This window comes from Cohnella phaseoli (genome assembly GCF_003386235.1).
GTDB classification, from domain to species: domain Bacteria; phylum Bacillota; class Bacilli; order Paenibacillales; family Paenibacillaceae; genus Cohnella; species Cohnella phaseoli.
In genome coordinates this window covers 199,055-219,613 of the sequence record NZ_QRDZ01000001.1, presented here as the reverse complement: position 1 = coordinate 219,613, position 20,559 = coordinate 199,055, and the positions used below count along the sequence as shown (strand labels likewise).

General features: G+C 47.8%; 20 protein-coding genes and 1 pseudogene. 8 read left to right on the top strand and 13 right to left on the bottom strand.

Translation table 11 applies throughout. The features are described from left to right. Nucleotides 1-2: 2 nt before the first annotated feature. From DFP98_RS00895 to DFP98_RS00885, 3 genes are read right to left on the bottom strand one after another with little or no spacing between them, the layout of a single operon-like run. Complete coding sequence (locus tag DFP98_RS00895) at nucleotides 3-1,505, bottom strand: Na+/H+ antiporter subunit D (RefSeq protein WP_116058670.1); 1,503 nt, start codon at nucleotides 1,503-1,505, stop codon at nucleotides 3-5. Next, complete coding sequence (locus tag DFP98_RS00890) at nucleotides 1,495-1,839, bottom strand: Na(+)/H(+) antiporter subunit C (RefSeq protein ID WP_116058669.1); 345 nt, start codon at nucleotides 1,837-1,839, stop codon at nucleotides 1,495-1,497. The genes DFP98_RS00895 and DFP98_RS00890 overlap by 11 nt, the downstream gene beginning before the upstream one ends. Continuing rightward, nucleotides 1,839-4,712, bottom strand: coding sequence for a Na+/H+ antiporter subunit A (locus DFP98_RS00885; RefSeq protein ID WP_116058668.1), 2,874 nt, complete (start codon nucleotides 4,710-4,712; stop codon nucleotides 1,839-1,841). The genes DFP98_RS00890 and DFP98_RS00885 overlap by 1 nt, the downstream gene beginning before the upstream one ends. 625 nt (nucleotides 4,713-5,337) lie before the next feature. On the opposite strand from DFP98_RS00885, the gene DFP98_RS00875 reads away from it, so the two are divergent. From DFP98_RS00875 to DFP98_RS00850, 6 genes and pseudogenes are all read left to right on the top strand, one after another. Then, nucleotides 5,338-5,949 (top strand): TetR/AcrR family transcriptional regulator, encoded by a 612-nt coding sequence (locus tag DFP98_RS00875; RefSeq protein ID WP_116058666.1) that lies wholly within the window; start codon nucleotides 5,338-5,340, stop codon nucleotides 5,947-5,949. A 6-nt stretch (nucleotides 5,950-5,955) separates the two neighbouring features. Beyond that, nucleotides 5,956-6,810: an ABC transporter ATP-binding protein gene (locus tag DFP98_RS00870; protein WP_116058665.1), complete on the top strand. Its 855-nt coding sequence runs from the start codon at nucleotides 5,956-5,958 to the stop codon at nucleotides 6,808-6,810. Further along, nucleotides 6,807-7,523, top strand: a complete 717-nt coding sequence (locus DFP98_RS00865; RefSeq protein ID WP_116058664.1) for a fluoroquinolone export ABC transporter permease subunit — start codon at nucleotides 6,807-6,809, stop codon at nucleotides 7,521-7,523. Before DFP98_RS00870 ends, DFP98_RS00865 begins: the two co-directional genes overlap by 4 nt. Further along, entirely contained in the window at nucleotides 7,510-8,241 is a 732-nt protein-coding gene (locus tag DFP98_RS00860) for an ABC transporter permease (RefSeq protein ID WP_116058663.1), read from the top strand. The genes DFP98_RS00865 and DFP98_RS00860 overlap by 14 nt, the downstream gene beginning before the upstream one ends. A gap of 152 nt (nucleotides 8,242-8,393) precedes the next feature. Then, a complete protein-coding gene (locus tag DFP98_RS00855) occupies nucleotides 8,394-9,575 on the top strand; it encodes a Ger(x)C family spore germination protein (protein WP_116058662.1) in 1,182 nt (393 codons plus the stop codon). A 37-nt stretch (nucleotides 9,576-9,612) separates the two neighbouring features. Then, a pseudogene (locus DFP98_RS00850) lies at nucleotides 9,613-9,849 on the top strand (tyrosine-type recombinase/integrase); the annotation flags it as partial. A 320-nt stretch (nucleotides 9,850-10,169) separates the two neighbouring features. Here the strand turns inward: DFP98_RS00850 and DFP98_RS00840 are convergent. Next, nucleotides 10,170-10,436 (bottom strand): transposase, encoded by a 267-nt coding sequence (locus DFP98_RS00840; protein WP_116058660.1) that lies wholly within the window; start codon nucleotides 10,434-10,436, stop codon nucleotides 10,170-10,172. Nucleotides 10,437-10,807: 371 nt separating this feature from the next. Here DFP98_RS00840 and DFP98_RS00835 point away from each other — a divergent pair, with 371 nt between their 5' ends. Next, a complete protein-coding gene (locus DFP98_RS00835; protein ID WP_116058659.1) occupies nucleotides 10,808-11,170 on the top strand; it encodes an ArsR/SmtB family transcription factor in 363 nt (120 codons plus the stop codon). A 5-nt stretch (nucleotides 11,171-11,175) separates the two neighbouring features. Further along, on the top strand, nucleotides 11,176-12,411 hold the full coding sequence (locus tag DFP98_RS00830) for an NADH:flavin oxidoreductase/NADH oxidase family protein (RefSeq protein ID WP_116058658.1): 1,236 nt from the start codon (nucleotides 11,176-11,178) through the stop codon (nucleotides 12,409-12,411). A 568-nt stretch (nucleotides 12,412-12,979) separates the two neighbouring features. Here DFP98_RS00830 and thpD read toward each other — a convergent pair. The 9 genes from thpD to DFP98_RS00785 form a co-directional block, all read right to left on the bottom strand. Further along, a complete protein-coding gene (thpD, locus tag DFP98_RS00825) occupies nucleotides 12,980-13,852 on the bottom strand; it encodes an ectoine hydroxylase (RefSeq protein WP_116058657.1) in 873 nt (290 codons plus the stop codon). A 27-nt stretch (nucleotides 13,853-13,879) separates the two neighbouring features. Further along, the gene (locus tag DFP98_RS00820; RefSeq protein WP_116058656.1) at nucleotides 13,880-14,266 is read right to left on the bottom strand and encodes an ectoine synthase; all 387 of its coding nucleotides are present in this window, start codon (nucleotides 14,264-14,266) and stop codon (nucleotides 13,880-13,882) included. 19 nt (nucleotides 14,267-14,285) lie between these two features. After that, on the bottom strand, nucleotides 14,286-15,584 hold the full coding sequence (gene ectB, locus DFP98_RS00815) for a diaminobutyrate--2-oxoglutarate transaminase (protein WP_116058655.1): 1,299 nt from the start codon (nucleotides 15,582-15,584) through the stop codon (nucleotides 14,286-14,288). Then, nucleotides 15,568-16,122 (bottom strand): diaminobutyrate acetyltransferase, encoded by a 555-nt coding sequence (ectA, locus tag DFP98_RS00810; RefSeq protein ID WP_116058654.1) that lies wholly within the window; start codon nucleotides 16,120-16,122, stop codon nucleotides 15,568-15,570. The genes ectB and ectA overlap by 17 nt, the downstream gene beginning before the upstream one ends. Next, complete coding sequence (gene ehuA / locus DFP98_RS00805; protein ID WP_116058653.1) at nucleotides 16,119-16,967, bottom strand: ectoine/hydroxyectoine ABC transporter ATP-binding protein EhuA; 849 nt, start codon at nucleotides 16,965-16,967, stop codon at nucleotides 16,119-16,121. The genes ectA and ehuA overlap by 4 nt, the downstream gene beginning before the upstream one ends. Then, complete coding sequence (ehuD, locus tag DFP98_RS00800; RefSeq protein WP_116058652.1) at nucleotides 16,964-17,638, bottom strand: ectoine/hydroxyectoine ABC transporter permease subunit EhuD; 675 nt, start codon at nucleotides 17,636-17,638, stop codon at nucleotides 16,964-16,966. The genes ehuA and ehuD overlap by 4 nt, the downstream gene beginning before the upstream one ends. Nucleotides 17,639-17,641: 3 nt before the next feature. After that, nucleotides 17,642-18,298 carry an ectoine/hydroxyectoine ABC transporter permease subunit EhuC gene (gene ehuC / locus DFP98_RS00795; RefSeq protein WP_116058651.1) on the bottom strand — a complete coding sequence of 219 codons (657 nt, stop codon included), beginning with the start codon at nucleotides 18,296-18,298 and terminating at the stop codon, nucleotides 17,642-17,644. Next, entirely contained in the window at nucleotides 18,298-19,203 is a 906-nt protein-coding gene (gene ehuB / locus DFP98_RS00790; protein ID WP_116058650.1) for an ectoine/hydroxyectoine ABC transporter substrate-binding protein EhuB, read from the bottom strand. The genes ehuC and ehuB overlap by 1 nt, the downstream gene beginning before the upstream one ends. Before the next feature lie 642 nt (nucleotides 19,204-19,845). Then, the gene (locus DFP98_RS00785; protein ID WP_116058649.1) at nucleotides 19,846-20,478 is read right to left on the bottom strand and encodes a GntR family transcriptional regulator; all 633 of its coding nucleotides are present in this window, start codon (nucleotides 20,476-20,478) and stop codon (nucleotides 19,846-19,848) included. Nucleotides 20,479-20,559 lie beyond the last annotated feature (81 nt).

The following is a 20,559-nucleotide window of genomic DNA, read 5'->3' as shown; positions in this document are numbered from 1 at the left end:
CACTATCCTTTCATGACAGCATCGATATAGAGTGCGGCATTGCCCAGCACCTCGCTTGCTTGCCTCACTAGACCGTACACCCGTTCCCCGGCCAGCCCCATGGCGATAAGCAGCGCAAACATCCCCAAGATAGCGGGAGCCATGCCGGTAACCGCCCGCTGTGCTGTACCCTCTTCACCCGCACCCTTGTCCCCCTTGGTATCCTTTTCCGCTCCCCAGAAGGCCATACGGAAAATACGCAGCAGCGAATAGAGGACAAAAAAACTGGAGGCTAGCCCAATCCCGAACAGCCAGTACGCCTCCGCTTCAATCCCGCTGCGCAGAAGCAGCAATTTGCCCGGAAAGCCGCTGAGCGGCGGGATACCTACAAGAGCCAGCATCGTGCCGAAGACCAGCCAGCCTAGAAGCGGATATCGCTTGATCAAGCCGCCCATATCCTGCAAACGTTCAGTGCCGGCTGCGGCTATGAGCATGCCTGCCAGGACGAATAGCAAGGTTTTGGCCAGCATATCGTGCAGCAAATAGAAGATGATTCCGTCCCACGCATGGACGGCGCCTAGAGACAGACCAAAGCCGACGAAGCCCACGCCGATAATCACATTGTAATTGATAATGCGAGGCACATCTCTGTAGGCCGATGCTCCGATACTGCCAAGAATCATAGTAGCCGCCGACATCGCCGCTATCCAAGTATGCGTGACCTGCGATTCATGATAAAAGATCAGACTGAATACGCGAATCATCGCATACAGGCCCACCTTGGTCAGCAAGCCGCCGAACAGAGCGCGAACGGCTGCGGGCGGAGCGCTGTACGAGCCGGGCAGCCAGAAGAACAAGAACAGGCCTGCCTTTAAGGAAAAGACGAGCAATAGCAGCACCGCGATCACGTCCAGCATGCCGCCCTGGCCGATTTCTGCCACGCGCTGTGACAGATGAGCCATATTCAGCGTGCCGACAGCACCGTACAGGTAGGCCATCGTCGCGACGAACAGCGCCGAAGACAAAATATTGACCATCATATATTTGAGCGTCTCTCGCAGCTGCCGCTTCGATCCGCCCAATACCATCATCGCATAGGAAGCGATCAGCATCACTTCGAAGCAGACAAACAAATTAAACAAGTCTCCGGTCAAGAAGGAACCGTATACGCCAACGAGCAGAAACTGGAACAGTGGATATATATACATCTTTTCTCTCTGCTTTTCGACGCTCCTGAACATAAACCATAAGCAAAAAAGGCTAATGACGGATGTCGTTAGAACAAGCAAACCGCTCAGCATATCGGCCACGAAGACGATACCGTACGGCGGAGCCCAGCCGCCCAAATGGAGCGTCTGAATACCGTTCCGATCAATCTGCCCGATTAGCACAAGAGCAGCGACAAGGTTGCCCAACACGCCGATGACGGCAACAATCCGCTGGGCTCTTACCCTATTGGGCAGAAAGACGAGCACGATGGCTGTCAGCAGAGGAATGATCAACGGGAGCACTACGCTATTGTTCATTGTCCGGCTCCCCCTTCATCTCTTCCATATCGTCCGTACCTAGTGTCTGATAAGCGCGATAAGCAAGCACGAACAAAAAAGCAGTGACGCCGAAGCTGATGACGATGGAGGTCAAAATCAACGCCTGAGGAAGAGGGTCGGTAAATGCGCTCTTCCCCTCCCCCATAATCGGAGCCGCTCCCTGTTTTAACCGAGCCATTGTCATTAACAACAAATGAACGCAGTGCGAGAGCACGATCGTGCCGAGAATAATGCGAAAAATCGTTTTGGACAACATGAGATATACCGCAACCGCAAATAATACGCCGATGGCAATCGCCATAATCAACTCCATTAACGCTCCTCCTTCCCGATCGTCAGTATAATGGTCATCGTGACGCCGACGACGGCCAAGTACACGCCCAGATCAAACAGTACAGCAGTAGCCAATTCCGTATCCCCAAGCAGAGGTAGTTCGAAATGACCGAATGTGTGACTGAGAAACGGAACATTGAACAAGAAGGAGCCCACGCCAGTCAGCGCGGCAATCAGCAAACCTGCCGCCGTCAGCAGACGGAAGTTGATCGGCAGCACCTTCTCGATGACATCAAGGCCGAACGCAACAGCCAGAAGTACAAGCGCTGCCGAAGTCATCAAGGCTCCGATAAAACCGCCGCCGGGATTGTTATGTCCGGCTAGAAACAAATAAAGCGAAAAGGCGACGATAATAAACACGACCACCTTGGAAATCGTTTTTAGGATGACATCGTTGCTTCTGTAATTCGACATCCTGTTTAAAGGCAGACGATTCCCCTCTATTTTCCCCCGCTGCTTCGTCTCCGCAAGACGCAAGCGTATCATCGAATAGATACCTATCGAGGCAATGCCCAGCACAGTAATTTCCAGCAACGTATCGAAGCCGCGAAAATCGACCAAGATGACGTTAACCATATTTTTGCCGCCACCTAGACGATAGCTTTCCTGAACGAAAAAGTTAGAGATCGATTCGAAATTCCGCGGACCGCTGGCGGCGATGACGATAAGGGTCACAATCAAGCCAGCTCCTCCTGCAATCGCCAGATTAAGCCATTTGCCACGAGAAGCGCTGCTTGCCAGATCGCTCTTGGGCAAATGATAGAAGCACATCAGGAACAATGCAACCGACACCGTCTCGACAATCATCTGTGTCAAAGCAAGATCCGGAGCGCGATACAGAACAAACAGCAGAGTAACCATATACCCGACTGCCCCAGTCACCAATATGGCGGCAATTCGGCTTTTGATCCACGGAATGGCTAATGCCGCGCCGACCATTACGCATACGACAATCGTTTCATACGCCGAGGCCGACGCGAGCTCCATCTCCGTCCATCCGATTTCGCCCGCCCATAACAACGTAATCCCAAGCGCGCCTATGAAGAAGACGAAAATATAAATCAGGTACCGTCTGATCGAGCCGGTCATATAGCGGTCGGTCATTTGGCGAGATAACCCATCTAGCAAGCGAAGACCACCGTCGTACAACAGGTTTGCGTTCAGCGCGTTAGACCACAGCCTGTTCTGAAGCTTCAGTCGCCGATAAAGCAGCACGCCGCCCGTTCCGACAGCAGCGACACCGATCGTCATCCATATTTCGGGTGTCCAGCCGTGCCAGTACTGGAGATGGACGTCAAATCTCTCGCCCGCAGAGAGCAGCGTCGGATGAATCGCCTCCATTGCCGGCTCAACCAGGGCAGCGCCAAGCAAGTTAGGAAACAGACCAGTTACGATAACGAGAGAGGCCAGCACGACAGGAGAAAAGAGCAGGCCCATCGGAGCCTCGTGCGGTTGGACCTCCAGTTGATCCGACTGCAGCTTCCCGCCGAATGTGCGAGTAAGGAGAACCATGCTGTAGATGAACGTAAACACGCTCGCGATCCACGCCATAACAGGCACAAGCCCTCCCCATGCGGACAAATGGCCAATGCTCATCTGCCGAATTTGCAGCACCGCCGTAAAAAACATTTCCTTGCTCAGAAATCCGTTAAAAGGAGGCAGACCCGCCATTGAACCTGCGCCGATAACGGCGATCGTAAATGTAACCGGCATCAGCGCCATCAGACCGCCAAGCTTGCGCAGATCGCGTGTTCCCGTCTCGTGATCTACGATCCCGACAACCATAAACAGCGCCCCCTTGAACATCGCATGATTCAGCAGATGGAACAAGGCAGCAACCGTGGCCTTAGCGTACATTTCTCCTCCCGCCCCATCCGGGTTTAAAACGGCGGCCGAACCTAGTCCGAGCAAGCACATGATCAGTCCTAGTTGACTAATTGTCGAATAGGCGAGCATCGCCTTCAAATCCTTCTGCTTGATTGCCTGTAAGGAGCCGTAGATTAGTGTGACCAGCCCGACGCCCGATATGAGCCAAAACCATTGCTCCTGCACGGCGAATACGGGCGTTAGCCTGGCGACCAAATATAGCCCGGCCTTCACCATCGTGGCCGAATGCAAATATGCGCTGACGGGGGTCGGCGCCTCCATCGCATCCGGCAGCCAGATGTGGAAAGGAAATTGAGCCGATTTGGTAAAGGCTCCGAGCAGAATGAGCACAAGGGCCGGAACGAACAGCGGGTCGTCCGCAAGATGTGCGACCTGAGATATGATCTCCCTAGTGCTGAAGGTTCCCGTCATGACGTACAGCAGAATAATCCCGGCGAGCATCGCCAACCCGCCGAACACTGTAATCAGCATCGATTTCTGTGCGCCGTATTGGGATTTTTGCCGCTGATGCCAGAATGCGATCAGCAAAAACGAAGAAATACTGGTCAATTCCCAAAATCCGTACAAAACGATCAAGTTGTCTGAAAGAACAATGCCCAGCATGGCTCCCATGAAAATAAGCAAATACGTATAGAAAGAAATGATCGCTTCCTTGTTTTTATCCAAGTAAAAAGTGGAATAAAGGACGACCAAGACCCCGATCCCGCTGATAAGCAAGGCAAACATCAGGGATAGCCCGTCAAGATAAACCGTAAAATCAAGACCTATCGAAGGCATCCAAGGTAACGTCTCCATCATGGTCTGGGAGCTTACAAGCGGAAGCTGCATACAGAAATAAACGAAAAGGACGATAGGAATCGGCAAGACGAGCCAACCCGCATGCAGATTCCCGAGTCGTCTGCCTAATAACGGCATTAGTACGGCCCAAGCCAAAGGAATCAGTATAGCGCTATGAAGCAATGACAATCGTGTTTCCTCCTTCTATCCGATACATGGACTATTGTTTCCTTTTTTACACCAACAGACTCGTACGCAAACAAAAGGAGCCCGCTTTTGGCAGGCTCCTCCGATTAAAGCATTATTATTTTGTTCTCAATGTTTTCCTTAACAAGAATACTTCTTTCACATTCATTTGTAAAGCTTTTTCGAAAACGAGCTGGTCTGAGTATATTGTTCTCCCCGGCAAGGGAACACTTTTTCTATAATCCCATGAACGTTCCGAATAGGCGCAGTCCCGCCCGACGAATCAAACGGAGGAATCTCCCATGCCTTTGCGGCAAATCGTTTTCAGTCTGCTCCTTTTCGCATCGCTGCTCATCGCTGCCTACTGCCTCGACTCTCACATTGTGGATAATCCCGGGGTTGAACCGCACGATCCTTTACCCTCGGGCTACTTCACCCAACACTCGAACGAACCTAAGGAACCGGCGCCTTTTTTGCCAAGAGAGTACATTCGCATAAAAAAATAGGCTCGCGTGTGCGACTCCGATACCGATCCCCAACGTAACCGCAGATATCAGGCGGTTTTTTGTTGCATATTTTAATGAATGAATTATAATATTATTCATACATTCATAAAAAGGTGAGGATTATGCCCAGAAAATTCGACACGGACGAAAAATCGCAAATTCAGCAAAAATTGCTCGAAGCTGGCCGTTCGCTCTTTTCCCGATACGGCTTCAAAAAAACGAATGTTGGAGAATTGGCGAAGGCTGCAGGAATTGCCTCAGGCACGTTTTATCTGTTTTACCGTTCCAAAGAGGAGCTGTTCTTCGATCTGATGGAAGAGGAAGAACAGGCTATCCAACAGATCGTGCTTCGACAGCTCGAGAACGCTTCGAAGAGCAAGGAAGCTTTTCGTTTGTTTTTTAAGGAGGGGTTTCGGCTCATGACGGAAAATCCGATTCTTCGCGAAGTTCTTCTTCCCGAGCAATTTGAAGCCATTGTTCGCAAACTGCCCCCTGATAAATTGGAACGTAATTACGCAACGGATGTCCGGAAGCTGGAGCCGTTGATCCGGCAATGGCAGGCGGAGGGCATTTTGCGCACAGACATGACCCCGGAGCTCATCGTCAGCATGCTGCGTTCTATTATTTTGCTCTCGCTTCACAAGCAAACCATAGGAGATGCGGTCTACGAAGCGACGATGGATGCTCTGATTACTACTGTCGCAGACGGGCTTGCCGCGAAGAAAGGAGTGTGACCGCCTATGATCGAAGTTAACGGATTAACTTACGCTTATCCAGCCTCGCCGCAGCACGCGCTGCGAGGACTCGACTTTCGCATTGGTCGAGGGGAAATATTCGGCTTCCTCGGCCCTTCCGGCGCAGGCAAGAGCACCACTCAGAATGTGCTGATTGGCAAGCTTCGGAAATATGGCGGCTCCGTACGTGTATTTGAGAGGGAAATCCGTTCCGTCGGCTCCGATTATTATGAACGAATCGGCGTTGCATTCGAATTTCCCCATTTCTATAGCCGGTTCACCGCATTGGAGAACTTAAACCACTTCGGCTCTCTGTATCAAACCCGGTGCGTCGACCCCATGCTGCTGCTCGAGCAAGTCGGATTACAAGAAGCGGCCCACAAGAAGGTCGAACAATTTTCCAAAGGGATGAAGATGCGGCTGAACTACTGTCGTTCCATTCTGAACGATCCGGATCTGCTCTTTCTTGATGAACCTACTTCCGGGCTTGATCCGGCTCACGCCGACATGCTGAAACGCCTCATTCAAGCCAAACAGGCTAGCGGTACAACCATTTTGATCACGACGCATAACATGCAGGCAGCCGAACAATTGTGCGATCGGGTTGCCTTTATCGTAGACGGGGAAATCCGCCTCATAGACACTCCTCGCAATTTGAAGCTCCTTGGCGGAGAAAGAAAGGTACGAGTTGAGTATGAACAAGGGAACAAGCGATTGTCCGAGGATTTTCAGCTAGAAGGCATTGGAGACAACGATAAATTTTCGACATTAATTCGCTCGCATCGTATCGTAACCATGCATACGATGGAGGCGTCTTTGGAGGATGTATTTATGACGGTTACGGGAAAAACTCTCCAATGAGGCCCTGGAAACTGTTTTTGTTCGACGTACGCTTTCAGTGGAAACAACGATTTTATTTCGTTTATGTATTCATTTGCGCTGTTTACGTCGGCCTTCTGCATACGATACCGGATTCTTATGTTGACACGACCCTGGTATTGCTCACGTTCTCGGACCCGTCCGCACTGGGCCTGCTGCTTGCGGGAGGCATCGTTTTGCTTGAACGAGATATGGGCATATGGAGTAGTCTTTTTGCAACGCCTATTAAACTAGCGGAGTATTTGCTGGCCAAATGCCTCTCCCTCGGTTTGCTATCGCTGGCGGCGGCGTTCGCGATTCACCTTCCGGTGGGCGGATGGCCGACGGCTCCGATCTATTTCTCTCTTGGAGTCTTGCTGACTTCGTGTTTGTTTACCCTGATTGGCATTGCCACCTCGATCCTTAGCCAATCGATCAACGGCTTCCTGATCCGCTCGCAGGCGTACTCCTTGGTTTTCATTTTTCCCGTTCTGGGCTATCTGAACGTATTCGATATGCCTCTATACCGGTTATTGCCAACGCACGGCTCCTTGCTGCTGATGTCCGGTTCTCTATATCCTCTCTCGCATGGAGAAGGGGCATACGCTATCGCTATTCTGATCGTATGGATCGCAATAGCCGGATTTCTAACGATACGCCTGTTAAGCGCAACGGTACGATACGCGGATGGAGGACATCGTCATGAACAAGTATAGAACGCTGCTCCATAGCGACATGAGAAGCTTGACCAGGGACCCGATGCTCCTGCTGATTCTTATCGGCCCCCTGCTGCTCATCCTGATGACCAGGCTGGGATTACCGTCGTTATCGGAGTGGCTCGCGGACAGAAGCGGCTATGAATTGGCAGAGCATACGACGTTCATTTCTTTGTTCATGCTGGTTCTGATTCCTCAACTAATCGGCGTCGCGGCAGGTTTGCTAATGCTGGATGAACGGGACGAACACATCGTTGAATATTATGCCGTTTCTCCGCTTCGTAAGAGCGGGTACCTCGTCTACCGTCTAATCGTACCGGTTTTCGTCGGTTCCGGCATGTCCCTAGCGTTCGTTGTCTTTTCCGGGATTTCCGAACTAACAGCCACAGGGATGCTTCCCCTCCTCCTGTTCGTAATGGAAGCTCCCCTATTCGCCTTGTTTCTGGTTGCCTTCTCAGCCAACAAGGTCGAAGGGCTGGCGTTGTCCAAGTTGATCACCTTGACTTTACTCGGACCCGCAAGCGCTTATTTTGTGACGGAACCATGGCAATGGCTTGCTGGTTTACTTCCGACTTATTGGCCCTCCAAGCTGCTTTTAGAGCAATTATCGGCGGAAATCGGATGGCAGCGGCAAGTGCTCATTTTCGGAGCTGGGCTTGTCGTTCATTCGCTGCTACTCTACGGTTTATTGAGACGCTTCCTTAACCGTATCGAATAGTGAGATTGGGGCTCCCTTTTTCAGGGAGCCGCCCCCTTATTCGGCTTTTGGCCGAGAATGCCGAGGAAAACAGATGCCCGTTACTTTCATAGTCGCTTTTCCAAACCTGCGCACATAAATCCAGATAAATGGAGAATACTGGTTAGTACCGCATGGCGAAAGAAAGGACACCGACTGAGATGCAGAATTTTCTTAAAAATATCAAACTGATTTGCACCATATTATCGTTAGGAATTATATCTGGTTGCTGGGACATTAAAGAAATCGAAAATATCAATTATGTGACGACTATCGGAATCGATTATATTGACGATTCCTTCGTGTTATATGCCCAATTACTCGATTTTACTGCTATAGCTAAGACTGAGTCGGGTAAAACCGATAAAACACCTCAGGTATGGATTGGAAAAGCCAAAGCAAAGACGTTGAATCTCGCCATGAATGATCTCTATGCATCTTCTCAAGAACGAACATCATGGAGTCATGTTTCAAGCATTATCATCGGAGAAAATGCGCTAAAAGCTAACGTGCTCAAAGTTGACGATTTAATCGGTCGATTTTGGGAAATTCGCTTGACACCTTGGGTGTTCGGAACTCGTGAACCGATTCAACGTCTTCTTACCGTACCCGCCTTTTTCAACTTTTCCCAAAGGAATACACTTGCTCAAGAACCAATTGAAGCCTTTGATCAGAGATCCTTGATCGAACCCGTTCGATACTTTCAATTTTTGTCTCGTTTATGGGAACCTGGCACCAACATATTGTTGCCTTCGTTGTCGATCAATTCGACGACTTGGAAAAAAGACGAAAAAGAAGACTCCAAAATGTTTATAGATGGAGCTTACATCATCGATGAAGGGAAACTTCTTGGAAAACTCGACAACCAAAAATTATTGGGCGTAAGATGGATTGATAAAAGCACGATTCGGTCCCCGATTGTCATCTCGCATCAAGGTGAAGATGCGGCTGTTTTATCTCTAGAAAGTCCTGAAGTTCATATGTCCATAAGTGTCATTAACGGGTTGCCGAAATATCACTTCCATATCAAATTAAACGGAAATGTAATAGAAACCCTTCAAAAAGTATCCAAACGCAAAATGGAAAGCACTGCCGAAGAAGTGGTCAGAAACGAAGTGATGAATACATTCCAAAATGGCTTGACGATAAAATCGGATATATATAGTTTGGAGCATCTCTTATTTCGACGAAAGACCGCTATCTGGAAGGAATTAAAACGTTCTAACGAGCCCGTAGTAAACGCGGATTCTATCTCTGCTATCATGGTCAAAGTGAATATTAATCATGCCGGAATGAAGATATACCCGCTAAAATGATGGGTATTCTAAATTTCTTGCAGAGTATGACAAGGCCAACAGTGAACGTGAATTGCATGATTCACAGGAACTCATTGATTTATACGACGACTACCTATACAACGTGATTGATGATCTTGAAATCGATACGAACTTTGTATTTGTTAAACTGAGGGGAAACCGAATTGGAAAACCGATGAATGACCGCGATGTACGCGCCTTATTTAAAGTGCTGTGTAAGAAAACAGGGATGCACATTCACCCTCACTTGCTGCGGCACACGCATGCAATAATATAATACCGTGTACCATCGGAGGCTTTCACTCCCATTTCTCGACGGGTCGACGCCCTTTCATTCCTTCGTTACGCCTATCCGGTGGGTGGAGGCCGGTTATCCTAACGGTACGAGTCGGTGCCCTTTTGTTCCGGTTCGTAAGTTTCACCACTTTGTGCCATGGCAACCAAAAGGCGTGCCAACTTGCCGCATAGCTTCATCACGGAGCGCATCGACTTCATGCTTTTTATCTTTACGTTCGCTTCGTATTGTCGTTTAAACGATTCATCGTTCAGAATGAGGGCCATGGTTGCCATAAACAGGGCATGCCGAAGCCTTGGTCACCCACGCTTGCTGATGGACATCTGGCCTTTCCACTTGCCTGAGCTCGCTCCGGCCAGGTTGAGGCCGGCATGCCGCAGCAATGCGTTGCCATGAGCATAGCCGCTGAGGTCGGCAGCTTCACCCAGAATACTGGCGACAGACAGGATGCTCATGCTCTTCATCGCAGCCAGAGGCTTCGCCATCGGGATCCGAGCCAGTACAGCCGCCACTTCACCCTCGATGAGCTGCGGTTGCTCCGTAGCCAGATCATATTCCGCCAGCAATTGTTGCAGAGCGACCTCCTTAAAATGGCTAAAGGGCTATGACCCCGTGACTATCCCATTGTACCGGAGGCGCTTGTTTTTGTGCAAAGCGCAAAATTAACGCTCTACAGTAATCCTAACGGGACACGAAAGTTGAATTATGATTTAGCGGCAGCCGGTCAAACGATCGGCTGCCGTTTTTTCTTTGATGTAAATGGCAGGCGCTTAATAAGGGGAATTGAAAATGGGTAGTATATCTAACAAAGACATGAACGTGAATGGGTTCTGAATGGACTCGATTTTCTTTCTCAATGATTTTTTCTGCAAATTTTATGTTAGGATTTATTCGTTCAATCGTTTGAACGAATGAATTTTGGAAGGAAGGTGTGTCAGTGAAAAATGCAGAAGAGCTTGATACACTTGCTGTAGAATTTCGACAATGCCAAGATATCTTTGCTGCAGTAGGTGATCTGACAAGACAATCGATAATCATTTCTTTACTGGCTATAGGATGTGAAGAAGGCATGCGCGTCGGTGAACTCATGCAGAGAACTCACTTATCCCGCCCATCCGTTTCGCATCATCTAAAGATCTTGAAAGATGCAAAAATCGTTAGTTTTCATCGCGTGGGAACTAAGAATTACTACTATTTAGATCCAAACCAAAGCTCGATCAGGCTACTTAAGAGCTTAGTTGATCATATAGAAGGATTTATGACAATTTACTGGCCTTCTCAAAATAAGAACCAGGAGTGATAATAATGAGACATAATATTGTGCTGGCGGAATCATTGCAACTACCCAATGGGACGATCATTAAGAATCGTTTTTTCAAGGCTGCATTGAGTGAGAGCTTGGCAACAAAAGATCATAATCCAACGCGATCTCTTGTTACTTTATATGAAACATGGGCTAATGGCGGAGCTGGTCTTGTCATGACAGGGAATGTAATGATTGACAGAAATGCTTTAGGTGAACCAGGTAATATTGTTGTCGATGATCTGACTAACCTGGACATGCTAAAGTTATGGGCGAAAGCTGGCACAAAAAACGGAACACATCTTTGGATGCAGCTTAATCATCCTGGGAAGCAATCACCAAAGACATTGTCTAGTCAACCAGTAGCACCAAGTGCAATTCCTCTTACGGGAAATTTTAAAAGTTTTTTTAATCAACCACGTGCTCTGAGTGAAGTAGAAATCAAAGAAATAATATATCGATTTGGCAATGCAGCTAGGATTGCAAAAGAAGCTGGTTTTACAGGTGTTCAGATTCATGCTGCGCACGGTTACCTAATTAATCAGTTTCTATCTCCATATCATAATCAACGTATGGACTCATGGGGAGGAAACTTAGAGAACCGCATGAAATTCTTGTTAGAGATTTATAAAGAAATCCGGAAACAAGTCGGTGATACATTTCCGGTTGGCCTCAAATTGAATTCTGCCGATTTTCAACGTGGCGGGTTTTCAGAAGAGGAATCAATGCAAGTGATTCGAGTATTTTCCGAAGTTGGAATTGATCTTATTGAAATTTCAGGGGGGAATTATGAAAATCCAGCGTTCATATCAAATGCCGCGAGTGAGCGAACCAGAGAACGCGAAGCATATTTTTTAGATTATGCCGATAAGGCGAGAAAAATAATCTCTACTCCATTGGTAGTGACAGGAGGGTTTCGTTCTGAAGAAGGAATGATAGAAGCGATTGCTAGTGAAGCAATCGATATGGTGGGAATAGGTAAAGGATTTGTATTGGTACCAGATCTTCCTAATCAAATTTTCCAAGGTAGATATAAAACGGTACAGATTAAACCTATCCGGACAGGAGTTAAATGGATAGATTCTAAAGTTATAATGCTAGAAATTGGTTGGTATGAACAACAACTAGAAAGAATAAGTAGAGGAAAACGTCCAAATCCTAACTATAGCGTATGGCTCTCTCTATTGAAGTTTACTATGGCCAATGGTTTCTCCGTGTTTCAAAAACGAAGAGGCTAATAACAATATATTACATTAGAAGCCGCTAATTATGCGGCTTTTTATTTATGGTTAAGATGAAAAGACGCCATTTTTGTTGATGTGATTGGTAAGATGAAAGAAATTGCGATTGAACTTAATGCAAAAGTTCAAGGGGATGAGGGGAGTATACTAAATGTTATTCCCATACATTTTTCGCCAATCTCGAATACTGCTGACAAGAACATCTAACTCCTTAGAAACTTCCGCTGGTGTCTTTCCAATTTCCATCATGTGCTTGACTGTCTGACGTTAAACTCCTCATCAAAATGTTGACGGATATTTCCCATTACACACCTCGATCACTTTCTTAAAGTTAGATCTTGATAAACTGAGAAAATAAAGTTGTAGGCTGGCCGTAGCCGTTGAACTAACGGGGCAGGATAGTGCGAAGGTTATTAAGCAAAAGGCAGTCTAAAACTTTATTTTTACTGGATAACCTTAATGTTAAAAGTTGGAACGATAGATTATAAGGCAGTTCGATTACGTTGGAGACGAGCAAAGACTGCTCTCAAGGAGCAGCCTTAATTTATCACTTATTCTTAATGCGTTATCGCGAGGCAATAAATGTTGGTCTAGGTTTACTTGCTGAAAATGGATTTTGAAGACGATTATCCATGCTATTAAATACGTAAAAAGCATTGCTACGTGGAAATGGCGAAATATTGCTGCTTGAACCGTGCATGAGATTGCAATCGAACAGCAGAACGGACCCTGCTTTCCCCACCGGCATTTGAATGCCTCCTTGCTCGACGAGCCGGGACAAACTCTGTTGATCAGGGACGCCTACCTCTTGTTTTCTAAGGGAATCTCTATAGTGATTGTCTGGAGTAAGACCTACACATCCGACGAATACGCGGTGTGAGCCAGGAATCACCATTAATGCTCCGTTAAACAGGGTGTTGTCTTCCAAGGCGATTGAGCAGCTCAATGCTCTCATTCTTGGCATCCCGTCTTCCGCATGCCAGGTCTCAAAGTCGGAATGCCAATAAAACTCTTTTCCCGTAAAACCCGGTTTGAAATTAATACGGGACTGGTGCACGTAGACCGGGCCTCCGAGGATTTGCCGAATGATCGCGCTAAGTCTAGGATGAACAGCGAGTTCTTTGAAAAAGGGTTGATTCTCGTGTACCGCGAACACTGAACGGACTTCATGTCCGCCAGGTTCGAGGATAACCTCGGGGGCAGTCGAAGAGCGGCAGGTATCGAGCAACCGGTGTGTGTTGGCTTTGAATTCTTCTACTTCCCCTTCACTGAAGAATTCGTTCAGAAATAAATAACCGTTTTCTTCATAGAAAGCCAATTGGGCTAAGTCGATTTCGGCTTGCTTGATTTCGTAATCGTAGACGACGGGATCTTGGCGTTCAACCCAAGAAGGCTCAGACTGTTTGCGAGTCGGGTAGGAATCCTGAAAATTTGACAAATGAAATCACGCTCCTTGAAAAGTATTTTAGGCTTTGGATGGCGCATAAGCGCCCTCATCATCATGCACCTCTCGGCCGGTACAGGGCGGATTGAACACGCACACCATCCGCATATCGGTCGTTCCCCTCAGATAATGTCTTTCGTGTGCGTTTAAGACGTACATCATGCCTGCTCGAATCGGATACTTCTCTCCGGTCTCCGTCAGTTCGATCTCCCCTTCTCCTTCGATGCAGTAGACGGCTTCAACGTGATGCTTATACCAGATCAACGTTTCGGTCCCCGCCTTAATGACGGTATCGTGCAAAGAAAATCCGACTCCATCCTCCTCCAGCAACAATCTGCGGCTGTTCCACGTAGCAGCCGCGACGTCGTATTCGGTATCGATCCGCTCTTCCAAGTATCTAACAATCATGGTCCGATTCTCCCTTTCGTTAATGGCTGAGTACTGTGTTTTTGTTGTCGACGACATTCTCCACGCTATTTTTAAGGAGGAGCAAACCTTCCATTAACCCGTCTCTGTCAATCATTAAAGGAGGCATAATTTTGATGACTTCACTGTCCGTTCCCGAGGTTTCCATAATAAGCCCCCGTTCAAAGGCGGCAATCGAAATTCTCTCGGCGATTCCGGGTTCAAACGCAATGCCTTGCATCATTCCGATCCCTCTTGCTTCGCCCTTCAATTCGGGAAACTTGGCTACGATTTCGTCAAGCTCATTTCGAAGCAATGCTCCTTTGGCTGCGATATCCTCGGCGAACTGATTGGTTTCCCAATAGGAGAGTGCTTCCGTGGCGGTAATAAAAGCTAAGTTATTTCCGCGAAAGGTCCCGTTATGCTCCCCAGGACTCCATTGATCCAATTCCGGCTTGATTAACGTAATTGCCATGGGGAGCCCGTAACCGCCTATGGATTTGGACATGCAGACGATATCTGGAACAATGCCACAACGTTCGAAGCTGAAGAAGGACCCCGTTCTGCCGCAACCCATCTGTACGTCATCTACGATAAGAAACATTCCATAGCGCTTGCAGATTTCGGACAAACCAGTTAACCATTCGTTGGAAGCGACGTTGATGCCTCCTTCGCCCTGCAAGGTCTCCACGATGACGGCTGCTGGAAGAGAAATGCCGCTTCCGCTATCTTTCAAATAGCTTTCAATATAGGCGAGTGTATCCGTATTGGCTCCCATGTACCCATCGTAAGGCATGGAAACGGCATGATTCAGAGGGACTCCGGCGCCTTTTCTCTTGAACTTATTCCCGGTAACTGCAAGGGCGCCAAGCGTCATCCCGTGAAAGGCGTTCGTAAAACTCATAATCGTCTGCCTGCCCGTCACTTTCCTGGCCAGCTTCAAGGCGCTTTCCACCGAATTGGTCCCGGTGGGACCTGGAAACATTACTTTATAATTTAACCCTCGGGGTTTCAGGATTGCTTTGTTGAATTGCACAAGAAAAGCTTCTTTAGCCTCCGATGCCATATCCAGCGTATGGGAGATCCCGTCCTCCATCAGGTAATTGATCAGTTTTTTCTTCATTTCCGGAGGATTGTGGCCGTAATTCAGCGCCCCGGCTCCAGCGAAGAAATCGATGTAGGATTTACCTTCGACGTCCCACATTTGGTATCCGGAAGCCCGGTGAAACTTTGTTGGGAATGAACGGCAATAACTTCTTACGGATGACTCGTAGTGCTCGAATGTACCCAAATCGTTGCTTTTCCTAATCGCGTGATTCATTCATGCTTCTCCTCCTTGGATCTCGTCTTTCCCCTAAAGGTCCGATTCGATATAAATCCTCCCGTTCGTGCACGTTTCCGGGAAAAGAATCCTCGCTGAAGCCGGAACCGGAGCAAAGAACGGCGGACGATTCACGGGATAGCGCCCATTTCAAAAATAGGGAACGGCTGGCGAAATTCGAGGGGGCAATGGTGGTTTCCACGAACCGGATATCCGACCTCTCCGCCACCTCGTCGAGCAGCTTCCTGGCGATTTTTCTTCCCCTATAACGGGCGTCCACCGCAATCTGCCATATGAACAGCGTATCCGGACGTTCCGGTTGAAGGAAGCCGATGACAAAACCGATCAGATTTCCACTTTCGGCGTCGACGGCTACTCTGCAGCTTTCTGAGAACCAACGACTCATCGTCAAATAAAAGTAAGTCGAATTTAAATCGAGGATTCGGCTATCCTTGACCATTTGCCAGATTTGCGGACCGTCTTCTTGTTTAGGAATTCGATAAACGAGAGGCGTATGTCGGTGATGGATCCCTGTCATTGTTCCTCTCCTGCAGCCACTCGACTCGCCATCTTACCATCTGAGTTCCCATGCAAGAATCGAGAAAGAAACGTCTGCAGCCGGGGGCTTCTTGGATTCTCAAAAATTTGTTCGGGCGTTCCTTCTTCGACGATGATACCACCGTCCGTGAACAATACCCGATCCGCGACATCGCGGGCGAAGTCCATTTCGTGTGTAATCAGAATCATAGCCATATCTCCTTGTAAAGCGATTCCTTTAATGACATCAAGCACTTCTCCGACCAACTCAGGATCCAGCGCCGAAGTGACTTCATCAAAAAGCATAACGCTAGGCTGCATAACCAAAGCTCTCGCGATGGCGACACGCTGTTTCTGTCCTCCTGACAGCTGTGACGGATAATGCTTCGTGTGCTCGTGCAGGCCTACCCGTTCCAGCATACGCATGGCGCGTTCATCGGCTTCGGATTTCGACATTTTCAATACGTGCACCAACGCTTCCGTCACGTTACGGAGAATTGTCATGTGGGGAAACAGATTAAAGTGCTGAAAGACCATTCCGATCTTGCTGCGTACGCGGTGTAGATGTTTCTCGTTCGCGGGGGCGAACTTACCTTTGTGCGGCATATGCCACAGCATCTCTCCACCCACTTCAATTGTACCTGAGGTCGGTTTCTCCAAGGTCATTAGCAGCCGGGCTATCGTTGTCTTGCCGGACCCGCTCGGTCCAATCAAGGCAATCTTCTCGCCAGGATAAATATCCAGATCCAGCTCCTTTAGAACGGTCCGATCCCCAAACGATTTTGTAATTTTTCGATAGCTAACAAGCGCTTTTTCGTTACTTTTTTTTCGAATATTCAGACTCATCTGATTGTCGTGCTCCTCTCGCTTCGTTGCATCCGCCGCTCCAACATACGTACCAGCAAGGCTGAAGGATAGCTGAGGAGGAAGAAGATCACGCCGACCAAGGTGAATGCTTCAACGTATTTGAACGAAGCCGAACCTAGGATTTTGGCAGTCATTAGCAATTCCGCGACGGTGATGGCCGACAAAGTCGGTGTTTCTTTAAACATGGTGATCAAATAATTCCCCATAACCGGGACTGTCGGCGGAATCGATTGAGGAAGTACGATTCGGGTCCATGTTTGAACTTTGCCGAAATTCAATGCAACGCTAGCTTCCCATTGACCCTTAGGCACGGCCTCGATTCCGGAGCGATATACTTCCGATAGATAAGTACTGTAGTGAACGCCTAAACCGATAACTCCAGCGGCAAATGGCGTTAATGTAATGCCGAACGATTGTGGAAATACGAAGACCAGTACGAAAAGTTGAATGAGCAGAGGTGTGCTCCGGATAAATTCCGTAATCGTCGCCATGGGTAATGCAATCCACTTGCTGCGCGACCTTCTCGCCAAGGCGATCGGCAGACCGAGCAAACAGGCTAACGCGAAACCGGCCAAAGTTGCCGCGAGCGCGGTAGGGATTACCACTAGCAGCTTCGGCAGAATATATTCCGCATACTCCCAATCCCACATGGGTTATCCCCTCCCTGCCGCAGCTCTTTTCTCGGCGAATCGAACGATTAATGTCAACGTGTAAGCGGCGATAAAGTATAGAATCAATAGCCAAGCGAAAATAGCTCCTGTCCGGGATAGATCATACGATCTAAGCATCATGCCCTGGTAAGTCAAATCCGCTAAGGTAATTAAATAGACGAGAGACGTTCCCTTGAGCAATTCGATCTGCAAGTTGCCGAATCCTGGCAGCATCATGGACCAGGCTTGTGGCAGAATCACCCTTCTCATTCGTTGATATGCGGTCATATTCAAGGCTATCGTCGCTTCGATCTGACCTCTTGGAACGGATAGAACCGAGCTGCGCACAACTTCTGAACCGTATGCCCCGTAGTTCAGACCGAGTGCCAGAATGGCCGCTGTCAGAGCGGAAAGCTGAATATTCAGCAGCATAGGGAGTGCGAAATAGATCCAGAAAAGCTGAACGAGCAGCGACGTTCCGCGGAAGACCTCGACGTACGCGGTTGCGAGAGAGCGTAACCAGGCGAATCTTGAGATCCTAGCGAGCCCGGAAAGAAAGGCGCAGAAGAGAGCTACGATAATGCTGACTAAAGTCAGCAGCAACGTGATTTTGAAGCCTTTAAGCAAAGGTGGCAATAAGTCCAGCGATAGCCATTCCATTACTTCACAAGCTCCTCCGCGGTAACGTCTCCTGGCAATTCTTGCTCTGTAAAGCCGAATTCTTTTAGGATTTGAAGCAATTCCCCGGAATCCTTAAGCTTCTGGAGTTCATTGTTAAAGGCTTCTCTAAAGTCGTCGTCCCCTATCCGGAATACGGCTGCTCCATACCCGCGGACGTTCTTGCCGTCAATGACGGGTTGCGTGAAATCCATGACCCTTTCGATCGTGTCGTCCTTAGCGGAATCCAACATGGCCTGAAGAGAAGGTCCCGTCATTGTGATCACGTCTGCTCGACCGGACTGCAAAGCGGATATAGCAGAAGGCTGATCCGGTACGGTCAGGATCTGAGAATCCGCGACGCCAACTTTTTTCAAGTACTCGACTTCGATCGCGCCGACCATGACCGCAACCTTGACCTCGGAATTCGCTTTGATGTCTTCATAGCTGTGAAGGTTTAGCGGGTTTCCCTGCTTCACTGCTATTGCTTCGCCTATGCTGTATTCCGGATTCGCGAAGGCGACCTGCTGCGCTCTTTCGGGAGTGATGAACATTCCTGCAGTGATCATATCGAACCGTTTGGCCTTTAGGCCGGGAATCAAGGAACCGAATTCCGTCAATACTCCGTCCATCTCCGCGATTCCCAGATTGGACAAGATTTTGCGCGAGATTTCAACGGCTTCTCCGGTTAGCTTCCCATCCGGCGTCGCATAGGCATAGGGACGCTCATTTGCAAAACCTACCGAAATATATCCTTCCTGTTGTGCCTTGGCTAGTGTCGTTTCCGAAGCAGTTGCGGCAGTGCCGCCAGGAGAGCTTACTTCGTTTGAGTCGTTTCCTCCGTTAGCGCATCCTACTAATGCGCTGAATAACATCAAGCAAAGACCAGTGTGCCCCCACTTCTTCATTTTTGTACTCCTTTCGATTGGGAAATAAGTTTGCATAAATAATGGTAACACGAGCGTCTTTCGCGCTCACCCTTGATATAAGGCCGTATCGAAGGCAGAGCTCCGCTCACCATGGATGAGAAGGACTGAGCGGCAACATCCAGCTTTATCCTCCCATATCCTCCCGAATAATACGCAATTCAAAACCTAGAAATATCTCTTCCTATTAAGCAAATTTAAGTAATTCAGAAATAAACGCTTAATTTTTTTTGTTCCTGATCGAATATGAAGGAATATTGATGTTTTTCGATGAATATGGGGAAAAACCGAAATAGCGACCCTATAAGGCTCGCTAATTTAATGGGATTAAATGTGGTCCGCAACAATACGGACTGGCTGTGTCGTAATCAAATTGGATTATATCCTTAAAACACAATTCAAGGACGTCATCTTATGTAATCCAATAAACCCTAATCGGTCCCCGCTCCCCCTTTTTTGTACCGAGTATCGATAGATTACATAAGACTATAACAAATAACCGTCCAACTGACAACCTATAGTATTTGATTAAGTTGTATGTATATTTATGTGTGAAATATTAGATAAAACCAAATAAATAAACCGGTAAAGGATTTCCCCCATTACCGGTTTATTTATTTGGTTTTAGATATCTCGATCTTTGTTTAAGTATCGATTGGTTTTATTCAAAAAATCCCCATTTCCAACCACAACCAATACATCATCTACTCCGAGGATGACATGCGGTCCAGGCGAAATGGCCACATTCGTTCCCCTACGCAGAGCTATGATGGTTGCGCCTGTATTTTGCCAAAATTGAAGATTCCCGATGGTTTGTCCAACGACATGCGAATGCGCTTGAATTTTCAATTCGACAGGGTGATAAGGCTTTAGATTTTGTAATCGATCAGATGCTTCAATAATCTCGCTCAATAGCGAATCGAATTTCCGGTCAATTTTTCTTTTCTCTTCAAGCAATATCTGCAGGTCTTGTTTCAATGAATAAACGGACTTGAAATAATCGTTTTTCGTAATGTATTCGAATGCGCGATCATTAGAAATAACACGGACTTCTTTTCCTTGAGAAACGGCAACGATACCTTCTTCCTTTAATAATCCTATAGCTTTGCGTATTGTTTCCGGTGAGACGTGGTATTGCCCTGCGAGAATCGAGCGACCGGAAATTTTACTGCTCAGCGGAAAATCCCCACTAACGATTCGTTGGGCAACATCAAGGGCAATCGATTTGTATCCTGATTTTTCATGATCCGGTATCATCAGATCAAACCCCTATCGCTTAAAATCACAAGAATAATCATAATAATAAAACTTTCGATATTCGAAGTAAACCCGGTCACA